The sequence below is a fragment of the Pseudanabaena sp. CCNP1317 genome (assembly GCF_034931345.1).
GTDB classification, from domain to species: Bacteria; Cyanobacteriota; Cyanobacteriia; order Pseudanabaenales; family Pseudanabaenaceae; genus Pseudanabaena; species Pseudanabaena galeata.
In genome coordinates, this window is record NZ_JAYGIF010000111.1 from 14253 (window position 1) to 28541 (window position 14289).

General features: G+C 41.9%; 12 protein-coding genes and 1 pseudogene. 3 read left to right on the forward strand and 10 right to left on the reverse strand.

Annotated features, from left to right (window positions below):
- Positions 1 to 78: 78 nt before the first annotated feature.
- Both VB775_RS20495 and VB775_RS20500 read left to right on the forward strand, forming a co-directional pair.
- Positions 79 to 660 carry a Uma2 family endonuclease gene (locus VB775_RS20495; protein ID WP_281008604.1) on the forward strand — a complete coding sequence of 194 codons (582 nt, stop codon included), beginning with the start codon at positions 79 to 81 and terminating at the stop codon, positions 658 to 660.
- A 7-nt stretch (positions 661 to 667) separates the two neighbouring features.
- Positions 668 to 1882: an Era-like GTP-binding protein gene (locus VB775_RS20500; RefSeq protein WP_281008605.1), complete on the forward strand. Its 1215-nt coding sequence runs from the start codon at positions 668 to 670 to the stop codon at positions 1880 to 1882.
- Between the two features lie 117 nt (positions 1883 to 1999).
- Here the strand turns inward: VB775_RS20500 and VB775_RS20505 are convergent, their stop codons facing one another.
- Entirely contained in the window at positions 2000 to 3349 is a 1350-nt protein-coding gene (locus VB775_RS20505) for an FAD-dependent oxidoreductase (RefSeq protein ID WP_281008606.1), read from the reverse strand.
- On the opposite strand from VB775_RS20505, the gene VB775_RS20510 reads away from it, so the two are divergent.
- Entirely contained in the window at positions 3330 to 5744 is a 2415-nt protein-coding gene (locus VB775_RS20510) for a PAS domain S-box protein (protein WP_281008607.1), read from the forward strand. The two genes, VB775_RS20505 and VB775_RS20510, sit on opposite strands and share 20 nt — an antisense overlap.
- 68 nt (positions 5745 to 5812) lie before the next feature.
- Here the strand turns inward: VB775_RS20510 and VB775_RS20515 are convergent, their stop codons facing one another.
- The 9 genes and pseudogenes from VB775_RS20515 to VB775_RS20555 all read right to left on the reverse strand — a co-directional run bounded on the left by VB775_RS20515 (position 5813) and on the right by VB775_RS20555 (position 13830).
- Positions 5813 to 6592, reverse strand: coding sequence for an MlaE family lipid ABC transporter permease subunit (locus VB775_RS20515; RefSeq protein ID WP_281008608.1), 780 nt, complete (start codon positions 6590 to 6592; stop codon positions 5813 to 5815).
- Positions 6593 to 6667: 75 nt separating this feature from the next.
- Complete coding sequence (locus VB775_RS20520) at positions 6668 to 7159, reverse strand: hypothetical protein (RefSeq protein ID WP_281008610.1); 492 nt, start codon at positions 7157 to 7159, stop codon at positions 6668 to 6670.
- Positions 7156 to 8613, reverse strand: coding sequence for a D-alanyl-D-alanine carboxypeptidase/D-alanyl-D-alanine-endopeptidase (gene dacB, locus VB775_RS20525; RefSeq protein WP_281008611.1), 1458 nt, complete (start codon positions 8611 to 8613; stop codon positions 7156 to 7158). The genes VB775_RS20520 and dacB overlap by 4 nt, the downstream gene beginning before the upstream one ends.
- A 94-nt stretch (positions 8614 to 8707) precedes the next feature.
- On the reverse strand, positions 8708 to 9382 hold the full coding sequence (locus VB775_RS20530) for a methyltransferase domain-containing protein (protein WP_281008612.1): 675 nt from the start codon (positions 9380 to 9382) through the stop codon (positions 8708 to 8710).
- Positions 9383 to 9384: 2 nt separating this feature from the next.
- Complete coding sequence (locus VB775_RS20535) at positions 9385 to 10956, reverse strand: glycoside hydrolase family 3 N-terminal domain-containing protein (RefSeq protein WP_281008613.1); 1572 nt, start codon at positions 10954 to 10956, stop codon at positions 9385 to 9387.
- Between the two features lie 56 nt (positions 10957 to 11012).
- Positions 11013 to 11609, reverse strand: coding sequence for a GerMN domain-containing protein (locus tag VB775_RS20540; RefSeq protein ID WP_281008614.1), 597 nt, complete (start codon positions 11607 to 11609; stop codon positions 11013 to 11015).
- Positions 11610 to 11718: 109 nt separating this feature from the next.
- Positions 11719 to 12174, reverse strand: a pseudogene (gene coaD, locus VB775_RS20545) (pantetheine-phosphate adenylyltransferase); the annotation flags it as partial.
- A gap of 99 nt (positions 12175 to 12273) precedes the next feature.
- Entirely contained in the window at positions 12274 to 12918 is a 645-nt protein-coding gene (locus VB775_RS20550) for a chorismate lyase (protein WP_281008615.1), read from the reverse strand.
- Positions 12919 to 13002: 84 nt separating this feature from the next.
- Positions 13003 to 13830 carry a YaaW family protein gene (locus VB775_RS20555; protein WP_281008616.1) on the reverse strand — a complete coding sequence of 276 codons (828 nt, stop codon included), beginning with the start codon at positions 13828 to 13830 and terminating at the stop codon, positions 13003 to 13005.
- Positions 13831 to 14289: the final 459 nt, after the last annotated feature.

Genomic DNA, 14289 nt, shown 5'->3' on the forward strand with positions numbered 1-14289 from the left:
CCTCACACTATTTGGGTTTTATGTCCTAACAAGAATGGCGACAGCTATAATATGTAATCAGCGAATGGAATAACATTTATGGTTCAAGCCGCGAGTCCCCAAGTCAAGTATCTATCCTACGAAGAATACTATGCCTATGATGACGGCAGCGAAGTTTGCTATGAGCTAGAGGATGGAGAATTAGTTGCGATGCCCCCCGAATCAATTTTTAACTCTGATGTATCAAGACGACTGTTTTTTGCTTTAGGTAAATTTATTCCTCCTCACTTGTTAGCCTACAAGGAGGTTTCGATTGAGGTAAGTGGTCGTCGAGCAAGAGTCAGAATACCTGATCTGATCATTTTGGGGGAAGAATGTCGAGCGGCTCTAGAAACTACGAACAGAGGAACAATTACCCATGATATGCCACCGCCATTAGTGGTAATCGAGGTGGTGTCGGCTGGTCATGAAAATGAAGCAAGGGACTATCGTTTTAAGCGTTCCGAGTATGCAGCACGAGGGATAGCAGAATATTGGATTGTTGATCCTGTGCGTAGCCAGATTACGCTGCTGTCTTGGGTTGAAGGTTTTTATGATGAGTCTATCTATACTGGGGATATGGTGATTAAAAGTGGCGTGATACCAGAAATTGAGATTAACTTGAGTGATATTCTGGGTTAGCTTTTTCATGCAAGATTATCTCCAACAGGTGCGCGATCGCCTAATTACTTATCGCAATTTATTCAATCAAGAATTAAAGGAATCTGAGCTAGCAGAGATATCATTCCTTGAAGAGAAGCTAGATAAATGCGCGATCGCGATCGCAGTTTTTGGCATGGTGTCACGGGGGAAATCATCTTTAATTAATGCCTTGCTTGGGCAGAAGTTGAGTGAAACAGGAGCGATTCACGGAATCACTAAGGATATTGCTGTGTATGCGTGGGATATTCTCTCACCCCCAACCCCTCTCCCAAAAGGAGAGGGGAGAAAGAAAATTCAATTGCGATTAATTGATACTCAGGGTATTGATGAGGTGGGTGGTGAAGTGCGGGGAGCAATCGCCCTAGAAGCAGCGAAACAAGCGGATTTAATCTTGTTTGTGATTGCGGGGGATATGACGCGACTAGAACAAGAAGCGATCGCCAATCTTCAAAAAACCTATAAGCCAGTTTTATTGGTTTTCAATAAAACTGACCTTTATCCTGAGTGCGATCGCGTCGCAATTCATCAAGCATTGCAGAATGTTGAAATGCGTAAACTGATCTCACCCCAAGAGATTGTCTTAACATCGGTAGAACCAAAGCCTGTTAAGGTACGCATCCAATATAGTGATGGGCGCGATAGTCAAGAGATTTGGGAACAACCAAAACCTGATGTCCAAGCTTTAAAAGAGAGAATTCTGGAGTTGCTGAATACTGAAGGAAAAGAACTGCTAGCAGTAAATGTGTTGCGATCGCTGTTAGAAATTCAAAACACGGTTACACAGAGATATGTCCAAAGATTACAAGCATCAACAGCGATCGCCTCTCTAGTATTTATCATAGAGGCGATCGCTGTACTAATATCTCCTTTGCGATGGGTTGATGGTTTGATTAGTGGTGGGATTACGGGCTTATTTGTGATTTGGGCGATTGGTAGATATCCGAGTCAGAAGAAGTATTTATGGTTATTTTTGACTGTAGCGATCGCCTGTATGTCAGGAGGTTTGGGAATCAATAACGAAGTTACACGCTATGTTCAAATTATTGGTTTAGGCTTAAGTTTGTTGTTTCTATTTAAGAGCCTCATTACTGATATTGAACAGAGTCGCGCTTCTGGAAAGCTTGGTGCAAAAACGCTTATTACCGCGATTATTCAGGCTGTGCCTGAAGGCTCCATACTGCAAAGATTACAGAACATGTAAGGGCTTCGCCCTAAAGATTTTTGAAGGCGCGGCGAAGCCGTGCCTTCAAAAATCTGGTTCGCTTTGTGCCGAATAATCCCAAAATACAAAATGGCGTAGCCATTTTGTATTTTGGGATTACAGGTTCCAATCACGGCGAAAATTAAACCAGTCTTTGAGTTTGGCTAGTTGGGCATGATTGCGATGAAGTTCAGTCCATTGCTCAGTAATCCGTAACTCTTGTAAGACACCAATATCTTGGATTTTGACTTTGCCTTGCATAGCGATCGCGATTGCCTCTATCACTAACCGAGCACGATCGCCAAACATACTTGCGCCAAGAATTTGTCCTTGGCGATCGCAAATAATTTTACATAACCCATTCTCAGCATAGCTATCCAAAACGTAAACTTGCTTATACTTCAGTCTTGCCAATACTTCGGTCATGCCAATCTGAACGAGTGGCGGTGTTGTAGATACATTAGTAATTTCTGGAACTGTTGGCATAGATGCGGATCGCCAAAAACTAGTTTGTAGGGTCTGGTTTAAAATCTTGGCGATATCTTGATCATTACGACATTGATAAATATGACGATCGCTTGGATAGTCAAACTCTTTTGGTGCTGAGGTTACTAAAAGGCGATCGCAATCTATAGTTGTGTTATTTAGCCAAATTCTGGAACGATCTTGCTCGGCCTTGCTTACCGCCGTTACTTGCATTGACGTATATACTTCCACCCCTTCCGCTTCTAGTTGGGCTTGTAAAGTACGGGCGATCGCCACATCAATATTTGGTAAAACATGGCTGCTATTGGTAATTAAGCTTGTATGTACACCCAGAAAGTTTAGGGTTTGGGCGATCGCACAAGTATCGGGGTCGTCACCTAAAACGGCGATCGAGTTTGGTAAATCTTGTAAATGTAATAGCTGATGTGCGGTTATGTAATTATGGTCAGCAAGTCCAAAGATTTTCCGTAGTGGTGTTGGGGTGTCATAGGCGATCGCATAGGCTCGTGAACTGAGGCAGCGCTGAGAAGTATCGTGGGATAATGCTGAAAGGGAAGTTTCACTAACTTCTAAAATATATGAATTTTTTGCTTGGCTCTGAAACTTACATGCCCCAACAATCACATCAACCCCATTTTTTTGCAATATCTCTTGTATTTCCTCGTGACAAAAATTATGGATAATTGATGGGATTTGCTGTGCAGACAGTTTTAAACGCTCAGGTTTTGGGCGATCCCCTACCTTAGTTTTTAATAACTGTAAAATATAATTAATCTGAGCAATATTCTGAGCAATATTTAGATAAGAGTCATTTGCTTGATTCCAGACCCACGCAACTCTAGCTTTACGCTGAGCCGCAAGGTTAACTAATTTATGAGCAGACGCGCTCATCCCAATTACAACAAGGTCATAATCGACCGACATTCTAAACAAGCTCTTAAATAAATTAACGACTAAACCAATGCTAGTACAAAACAGCATTTATCTTGACCTAGCCATCGATCATTGCCCCCTCATAATTGCTCCAAACAGATCTGTATTAGACGCAATTAATTTGATGAATCAAAGGATTGAGGCTGAATCTATACAGCCCTGTGACCATATATTGCTAGCGGCTAGGGCAAGCTATGTTGTGGTGGTTGATGAGCAAAGGTTAATCGGAGTTTTTTCTGAACGGGACGTATTGCAGCTAGTGCAGAAGCAGGTAGATCTGCCATCTTTACAGGTGATTAATGCTATTTCAGATCGCCCAATGGTGATTAAGCGATCGCAAATTCAAGATTTGGATTCAATGCTCCAGATCTTGCAGTATTCTCAACGTCGCCATCTACCTGTAATTGATGACTCTGGCAACATCATCGGAGTAGCGACGAAGGAAAGTATTCTCTTTGCCAAGAGCAAGCTAACCGAAGATACTTTAGCGAATGTAGAAGCCCAAAAACGTGCAGTTTTAACGGCAATTCCCGATCTAATCTATCGCTTGAGTATTGATGGTATTTATTTGGAATGCTTCTCCAGTAGTTATGTTACGGATTTACTACCATCAGATCTTGATCCGATTAGCAAGCATCTTTCCGATGTTTTGCCTAAAGAATTAGCCGATCGCAAATTGCACTTACTCAGACAAGCGATCGCCACTGGAGAGATTCAGTCCTTTGAGCAGCAATGGAATATTAAGGGGAAAATACAATATGAAGAGGTGCAAATTGTAAAAGTCAATGAACAAGAAGTTTTGACAATTATTCGGAATATTAGCGATCGCAAGCGCTCCGAAGAAGCTTTACGCGAATCAGAAATGCGATTTAGAAGCGTATTTGACAGTGCGGCGGTAGGAATATCATTAGCTGCACTTGATGGAAAACATATTGCTGTCAACCAATCTTTATGCCACATGTTGGGATATACAGAGACGGAACTACAAGTGTTGACGTTTCAGGAAATCACCCATCCTGATGATCTCGATCTCGATCTTTATCACTATCAGAAACTACTTAACAATGAGATTGATAGTTTTCATATCGAGAAACGCTTTCGTCATAAAAATGGGCAATTTATTTGGGGATTAATGAGTGTTTCTATGGTTCGAGATCCCCAAAATCAACCGATGTATGATATTGCGCTAATTCAAAATATTAATGAACTGAAAAATACACAGCAGGAACTATCTAAACTCAATCAAGAATTAGAAATTAGAATTGAACAAAGAACCCTCGATCTTGCCGAAAGTGAAACTCGCAAACAACAGATACTCAATGCGATTCCCGATTTATTACTGCGGCTGAAACTAGATGGGACTTGTCTAGATTGTATGATGCCAATTTTTCCCGATAAGGAAGCTTTCATCCCAATCAAGCAAAATATTTCTGAAATTCTAGCGCCGTCAGTTCTTGCGGAACAATTGGCTGTTTTTAATAAGGCGATCGCCATAGGTGAGGTACAAATCTATGAGCATAAGTTGCGAAAGTATGGCGAATGGGTTTATGAGGAAGTGCGGATCAGTCCCTGTGGTGAAGATGAAGTTTTAGTCTTAGTAAGAAATATCAGCGATCGTAAACGTGCCGAAGAAGCTCTCCAGTTGAGTAATGAAAAACTTCTCGCCACAAATAAAGAACTAGAACGAGTTACCCGTCTTAAGGATGAATTTCTTGCCACGATGAGCCATGAACTAAGAACTCCACTCAATGCCATTTTAGGAATTTCTGAAGGTTTACTTGAGCAAGTTTTTGGTGAACTTAATCAGCGACAACAAAACTCATTAAAAACGATTCAAAAAAGTGGTCAACATCTTCTAGAACTAATTAACGATATTCTCGATGTAGCCAAAATTGAAGCAGGAATGTTTACGCTAGAAATAACATCAGTCTCAGTACGCTATTTATGCGAGAGTAGCCTTAGCTTTGTCAAACACCAAGCTTTACAAAAAAATATTCTATTAAATCTGACAATTCATGACAATATGCCAAAGGCGATCGAGATTGATGAGCGCCGAATGCGTCAGTTGCTAATTAACTTGTTGAGTAATGCCGTCAAATTTACGCCTAAAAATGGGAATGTCACCCTAGAAGCCAAGTTAGTCAATGTTGCCATAGGTGACACAGCCGTAAATACCGAAGCACATTTTCAAGAACATTCTAAAACTGAGATTCATTTTTTGGTGTCTGATACTGGTATTGGTATTTCCCAAGATGATATCAATAAATTATTTCAGCCTTTTATGCAGATTGATAGTAGTCTCAGTCGGCAGTATGCAGGTACGGGGTTAGGTTTAAATTTGGTCAAGAAACTTGCTGAACTTCACGGGGGACAAGTAAGTGTTGAAAGTAAAGTCGGCGAAGGTAGTTGCTTTACTGTTAATTTGCCCTATGAAAGTAGCTAAAGCCATTGTGATAAGTACAGCATTACTGAAGCGCATCTATCGACTGTTTCATTATTGCCCTTGAAGCACTATGAGCCAGTCAGTGATGAGCCAATACCTTGAAAGAAAGCCCACGACAAAAAGAAGTTACTGATAAAGATCGCCAGTAATGCCGTCACAACTGCGGTAGTAGTGGACTCACCCACACCCTTTGCACCACCTGTAGTGGTTAAGCCCCATGTTGTACCGATCGCTGCAATCAAAACTCCAAAAATACTGGATTTGATTAGCGCCGCAATTAAATCCCAAGGCTTCAGTAAATTCTGCACAGAGTTAAGAAACATGCTCTGAGGAATCGCATACATGGCTTGAGATAAAAACAAGCCACCTACCATACCTGTTAAAAAACCTAAAATTGTGAGGACAGGTAGCATCAACAAACAAGCGATCGCACGTGGTGTTGCTAGATAATCAACGGGATTTGTGCGGAGCATGTAGAGCGCATCAATTTGTTCAGTTACTTGCATTGTGCCAATTTCCGCAGCAAATGCTGAACCCACACGCCCCGCGATAATTACCGCTGTCAATACAGGGATTAACTCACGGGCTAAGGCGATCGCCAAAATCCCACCGATCGCTTGTTGTGCGCCAAAGTTAATAAATTCTCGTGCCACTTGAATTGTGAAGACAGCACCAACAAAGGAAGCCGTAATTAAAGTGATCAGCAGTGACTCTGTGCCAACTATCGACATTTGCTCAATCGTATTGCGCCAATGAAAGCGGCGATAGATCAAAACATGGGTGATGATTTGACCGATTAGTAAACAACTTTGCCCAAGCTTAATTAGCCAACTGCCAAAATTTCCCATGTTTTCAATTTCCTATATCACCACTGACAAGCCACAAACAATTTTTGTTTTATCGTAGCCTTCGCAATTATAGCTCTAGCTTTTGACAGGAAAAAGATGGAGCGTCCAGTTGCAGGGTTGTTGGAGATCACCAAACCGACCACTTACCCAATACCAGAGCGTGAGTCGAGTAGGAAAAAATCCAATTACGAGAAAATGATCATCTGGAGTAGCTGTACCATATTTAAGCCCATTGGTGGCGGAGACTAACCAAGGCGTATCAGTATCCTTGACCAATAGCTGAGAACGATGGTAGATGTCTTTGTACTGCAAAGGCAAAGCAAAGATAGAGTAAACATGATGCTCACCGCGCCAAGGTTCGGCGACAACTTTGATGGGGTGAAACCTCAAGCTATTTGACTTACTTAAGTTATCTGTCATTGTGGTACATAAAACAGGATTTGGCTCAGATGAATTTGTTTGCGATGAGTCCTGTAATGACCAAGCAATCACAGTAAAAATAGTTCCTATGGTTAAAGTTATAGCAACAACGAATGAGAATTTACTTTGAGTAGACCAGTTTTTCATTCACAGGGTTCAAGGCGAGTTAGTAGTAGGGCAATCTCATCAACATACTTTTGCAATTCTCTCGGTGTAAGATTGCTGTTATTAATGATGATACTGAAAACCACTTCACGATAATTTTGAGGACTAGCATAACCTGACAGAACAATTGCGCCTGATAGTGTTCCCGTCTTGGCTTGTAGTAAACTTTGCGCTGAAGTATTTTTAAATCGATTGGTCAATGTGCCATCAACATTGGCGATCGCCAATGATTGACGAAAATTGCGATCGCTTGCAACGGTTTGCAAAAGTTGAACGATCGCTTTTGGTGTAGTTAAACTGTGACGGGACAATCCAGAGCCATCAGCTAGAGAAACTTGAGCAGATGGAATATTCACGGACTGTAGGTATTGGCTAATAGCTAACATCCCTCCCTTAACACTGTCATCGGGACTGATACCTTGAAGGCGATCACCTAAAGCTCTTAGTAACAATTCAGCATAGAGATTATTACTATCTTTGTTGGTGATAATAATTAATTGAGAGATTGGTGGAGAGAGATTGATCGCTAAATCTTTGGTGGGTGGAAGCTTTTTTGAAGCAGTGATATCTGATGAGATTTCAATACCTTGAACGGTTAGTTCTTGGCGTAATAAATCTAAAAAATTAGCTTCAGGATCAGGAATAGCTACACCGCCGAGTCTGGGTTTTGACTTTTCAGGGATTTGCCCAGTAATGATTAGTAGGTTTTGTCCATAGGGGCGTTCAACTTTTAAACTGTAGGGAGAATCTGCACTAGCTGTGATTGCTTGATTTTGGATGCGCCAATCTTTAGCCCATTCGGGGTTGTCCCATGTAAAGATTGGAGGTTTGCCAACTTCATCAGGACTCACTGTCCAATAGAGAGAGTTTTCATTGATTGTGAAAGGAGAGGCGATCGCTGCATAGTAATGTTGTAAATCTGACCATTCCCAGCTACCAGAAACTTCTGCTCCTCTGCGAGATGTCAATGACCAAATTCCACCATTAATCCGCTTTACTCCTTTCCTTTTGAGTTGATTAACTAGTGATTTTAAGCCAGTCTTTGAGTTAAAACTAGGATCTCCCGATCCAATTAGCCATAATCCGTTTTCTAGCTCACCATTGGCATTAGGTAAATCATGCGACATCAACCGTGTAGCAAATTGATAGTTGGGACCTAATGCTTTTAGAGCGATCGCCGTTACAAACAGTTTGGCATTTGAGGCAGGTATAAAATAGCGATCCCCATCAAGGTTCGCTAATACTTGGGGACTAGGTGAGTTAGTTTGGACAAATACACCAACTCGCGCAGCCTTTAATTTAGGGGATTGAGCAACTTTTTCTACTTCTCTTTGTAATTGCGCTGGACAAAGACGATTACTATTTGCCTGAGCAGGAGCAGCCGTAATTAGAGAAATTACAACTAAAGTAATCTTGATAAATATTGTATTTCTCAATGGACAAACTGACTAGAACAAGAGTGACAAAAGATTAGCATAAAAAACAATAAAAAACATTACAAAGCATCACCCATAAAATATTTAGGATAATCTAATCATCTAAAATCCATAGATAAATTCTATGTTCGCGATTGCCAACCTTAACTTTCTCAATTTGTTTAGGAGGTAAATCTCCTAAGTTGTATTCATGGGAAACAACTCTTGTTCCTGACTTTAATTTTGGTAAAATTTCAGAGCGTACTCGTAGATTTGCCAGTGGTAGAAGATAAAGGGTAATTACAGTAGCGTCACTTAAATCGGCTTTAAAAAGATCTTGTTTAATAAATTTAATGCGATCGCGAATTTCTGGTGTTTTGGCGATCGCAGCCTTTGATTCTCGATCTGATTCCCTAATTAACTCAGGATCAATCTCGATACCGATTGCCTTTGCTCCAAATTTTTGTGCAGCAGTAATCACGATTCGACCATCGCCACTACCTAGATCATAAACAACATCATTTTTATCAACCTTTGCCATTTCTAGCATTTTTAGAACTACTTCTGGCGGCGTTTGTACATACGGAGCATCGGGAATACGCTCTGGTTCAATATCTTTAGTCGCCATGGAGGGAAGCGGCGGCAATGGTTTGTTTTCTGGTTTATTTTCTAAGGGATCACTTGACGATGTTGAATTATTAAACATCAGAGAATTACAAGCCAATAATGTTGATGATGTGATGGCAGCAATCAACACAAACCTCAAGATCAATCTCAATAAATTTGCCATATTTAGCTTTGGTCAAAACCCAGTTTTTGCAAAACAGCTTCCTGTGACTCTGGCTGTTGACTATAGGCAAACCCCCAAGGCATTTGGATTGGTAATAGCGGCAACAATCGATCTAGTGAGTAGGGACTGCCATAGAGGACTAAAGCTTGCAGTTTATGCTCTAATGTCAATTCTGTTACTAAAATTTGAATCTTATCCTGCAAATTGGTATTGCCACGAAATGGATTGCCACGACTGAAAATTTGGATAAATATTTGCGAAAATTGGTCGTATTTTAGATTTGCTAAAGTCAATCCATCTGCGACAATGCGCTGATAGCCATTGTTTTTTGGCAATAACACCGCAGGCGATCGCGAGTTGAGAAATTCATCGCAAGTCAGGGGATCATCAACAATAATTAAGTTCAGATAATTTGCTTCGATGCGTTCTTGAACAGTAATAGATTGTAGATTGGCAATTGAGGAATAAACATTTATCGATTTTGTGGCGATCGACTTGGCAATTCCTAGATTCAGAGGATTGCCTAATTTTTTAAGATTAGGAGGAATACCACAAACTCTTTGTTTCGCTCTCCATATCCTTTGAACTGAGGCTCGAATTTGATCGCGATCTATTTCTCTGGATTCCACAGCTTCACAGATGGCATGAATTGTGGCGATCGGATCGACAGGCATCAGCAAAATATCTACGCCAGCCTTGACAGCTTGGACAGCGATCGCTTCAGGACTACCCAAATTCGCCACCCCTGACATAATTAGCGCGTCAGTGGTAATCAGTCCCTCGAACCCTAACTCGTTCCGCAAAATTCCCGTAATGATATGGTGTGACAAAGTTGCAATATTATGACGATCAAAAGCTGGCACTAGAATATGTGCGCTCATAATTGCATCCACTCCCGCCGCGATCGCATTGATAAATGGCGGAAACTCCACATTCTCAAATCTTTGGCGATCGTGGGGGATCATTGGTGTTTGTAAATGCGAATCCACAGATGTATCGCCATGTCCGGGGAAATGCTTGGCAGTCGTCAACACAGGATACTGCTTGGCTCCCGCGATAAATCCTCGCGTTGCTCCCATCACTTCGCCGACTGTAATCCCAAAGGCTCGCACATTAATCACAGGATTATCAGGATTGTTATTGACATCAACAATCGGCGCAAGCACCCAATTGAGTCCGATCGCCAAGGCTTCCTCCGCCGTGATTTTACCCATCGCCTCGGCGTATTTCATAGACACTGCTTGCAAAGCCATCGGCGGCGGGAACCATGTTGCACCACTAAAGCGTTGTCCTACACCCTCCTCAATATCAGCAGCAATCAACAACGGAATCTTAGCCCACGACTGCATCTGCTGCGTTCTAAGGGCAATTTCTGGCGCACTACCACCGAGTAAAATTACACCGCCAACTCCATATTCGCCGATCAGAGTTTGTAATTTTGCATTGTTCAACTCCCACTGTGGATACTGAATCTGATGGTCGTAAAGCATCCCGCAGGTGCGAACCACCACCATTTGAGAAACTTGCTCAATGAGGCTAAGGCTGTCAATATCAGGCAAGTTGATTGGCAACATAATTAACTAAGATCAGGACTTAACTAGGAATGTGCGGTGCTTTTCACCGCACATTCCTAAAACTCTAGCGCGAAATCTTTGCGGGTCATTGGTTGCGGTACTTCTAAACCTTCACCACCGATATATTTTAATGGTTTACCTTCAACGGACAAATAAACTTTTGCATCGGGTTCCAAAGTTGTGGCTGTATATAAAACCTGAATGATCCTTCCCTGCATTGAGGCTGAGCCACCACCTTTAGTAAAGTCTTTAGATAAATCAATGCGAATTTCCTTGTTTTTTGATGTTGAACTTAAGACTTTCGTACTTTCAGGAATAGCGCTATAAAGTTCAGTTTCAGGAGGCTTTTCGGTAATCAACATGTTAATTACTGAAGCGATCGCCTCATCATTGCTTTTGGCTTTAACGGCGATCGGCACGGCTGTTAGTTTGTTGCTGCTAGCCTCGATCCAATAAACTGCCAACTCACCATCTACAGCCCTAGTTGCTGAAGGTGATTGAGCCACTTGATTGATTGAAGACGGGACTGATGATTGGGAATTTGGCTGATTATTTAAAGTACTATGCACCAACACAGCCGCACTAGAACCGCCAACAACAGCCGCAGCTACAAGTGCAAACCAAGTACTTTTGCTTAAAACTGGAATTTTCATAATTTCGCTCTTTAATGCTAATTAAGTTTGCATGGTTCTTGACGCAAACAAACATGAATTAGCTCCTTAATCTATTTTATAGCAGTTAGCTCTGCTGAAATTTATGTCTTAAGGCGATCGCTACTTCTGGGGTAACTAAATGTCCAATTTCACCGCCAAAACGGGCAATTTCACGCACTACGCTACTACTTAAAAAACTATATTCGTTGGAAGTAGATAAAAAAACTGTCTCGATATCATTTGCCAAAGTCTTATTGGTATGCGCCATTTGCAATTCCAACTCAAAATCAGAAACTGCGCGTAATCCTCTAATTAAAACCTGTGCTTGCTTGAGATGAGCATAGGTGACAGTTAATCCCGTAAAGGTATCAACATCCACATTATTTAAGTGCTGCGTTGCTTCACGGATCTGAAGCATCCGCTCCTCCATGGTAAATAGAGGATTTTTATTAGGATTGCGTAAAACGGCAACAATCACGCGATCGAACAGATGACTACCGCGCTTAATAATATCGAGATGTCCAAAGGTAATCGGATCAAAACTACCTGGATAAATGGCAATCAATGCAGTCACCAACTTGCTACAGTCAGCGATTATATCGCATAAAACCCAAAAGCATGATGGCGGCGCGAAGCGCCGCCATCATGCTTTTGGGTTTTATGCTTACAGGCTACTGGAGCCAAGATATTTACCGATCGCTGGTGAATAAATTTCATAGAGCATGGTGATCGGTTCGCCGCCATGCCATAACAAATAATGTCTAGCCCAATAGGTGTCAACCTCAGGATAGCCAAAAGCTTTCGCCAAATTAGGACAAGCCCCCTTATAAATACCCTTGAGATCGCGATAAAGCTCGGTATATTTTTGGTTGAGGCTGACCCAGATCGGTAGAGACGGATCTTTTAAATATTTTTGCATCGCCGCTTCTGACCACCAAGATGTCGCATGGGAGAAAATTTCCCCCGTTTGCTGCGATCGCAAAAAGATCTGTCGGCGAATCCGTGGCGCAGCAATCAATGAAATATCCGAAGGCGCATTATCATTATCGTCCCCAATATTCGTCATCGCAAGCACCTCAACCGAGATATCCGATTGAGTCAATAGCTGCAAATGTCTAGTTGGCGCTCCATCACCCATCAAGAACATTTGCCAAGTGGGAGACAGTAAATTAAAAGGTAAACCTTTACGAATATCAGCTTCGCTGCCCTGCCACATGGGTTCTTCGATACGATTCCACGCGGAAATACTTTCCCCGTTGAGAGATTGAGAGTCAGGAATTTGAATGCTTTGAGCAGATGAGATAGTCATACAGGATTTCTCTTAACAATCCGTAACATATCCTCTATTGTAGTCTTAAACAAAAGGAAACGTGCTAAGCGCATTTCTTTTTGTTTAAGACATGCGTAATAGTCTGATTTGAGCAACGATGAAGATGGCAGGAATAATTCGTCCGTAATTAGTAGCGATCGCCCGCCAGCCGAGATCTGCAAAAAACAAGCCCCAAAGTGCAGGTGTAATCACCGAAAAAACAGTCCGCGCCGCCGTGTATTGCGTCGCCGCAACTGCCATGCCCCGTTTGGCTAAATACGTTGACACATAGGCGTTTAATCTTGTGGCGATCGCTGTACCACCAGCCTTAAGTACCTCATAACCAACTTGATAGGATGCAAAATGCCAAGCCATTTGTCGAGCGATCGCCGTTAGTACCGCCGAACGAATCACCGTACTCACGGCGATCGCACTGCCACCTTTGACCAACAAACTCATAGGGTTGCGCTGAGCATCAAGTGGCAAAGACTTTTGCAAATCTGACTCTGTGAGCGCGGCTTGCATCGAATCATCAATACTAGATCGCTCTTGAGGCGAAAGTTTTTTCCACGAGTTGCTAATTAAATTCAGAAATAATTCTGATTCAATATCTTCAATAGTTTGATTTTTGGAATATTTAATGTTTAAGTGCTGACATACGCGCTCTAGAACTTCGCGATAGCTGACATTGCTAGTTTTGCGACGTAAAACCGTTAATCCATCGGCAGCCAGAAATCGAAAACGCTTCGCGATCGCCTCAATCAGTTCATCACGATCCCAGCTTTGTAATTCCTTAACTGGCGGTGTAGCAAAATAGTCAAGGGGATTGAACTTGCGCCGAAAGAGGATATCCGCGATTTGGTATAACTCCTCATCGGTCGCCAGTGTTAGAACATTGCTTAACTCGTCCATTGCCCCATCCATTGATTTGTAACGAACAGCATCTCAAGCTTACTTAAGCTTAGAAGATTCTAGTACTAATTACTCAAATCACAAAATTAAGCAGAGAGGGCTTTCCTAGTCTCTTCCCAGCCTAAAAGAAACAAGTATTAGTGTTGCGGCGCAAAGCCGCCACAACACTAATACTAATTCACGAAAGTGTGACAACATTTTGTGATGTCAGTTCGATATAACCATTTGCGGCGTGCTTCGCACGCCGCAAATGGCTATATCGAACTCACGTTCTATTAATACTAAATAGGTTGTGAGAGTGCGCCCCGAAGGGGCGCACTCTCACAACCCTCAAAATCTTACAACTCATTTAGGAGTGCTATAGCTGTCGCCATTTTTGTTAGGACATAAAACCCAAATAATGTAAGGCGGCGCGAAGCGCCGCCTTACATTATTTGGGTTTTGATTTGTCCTGATACA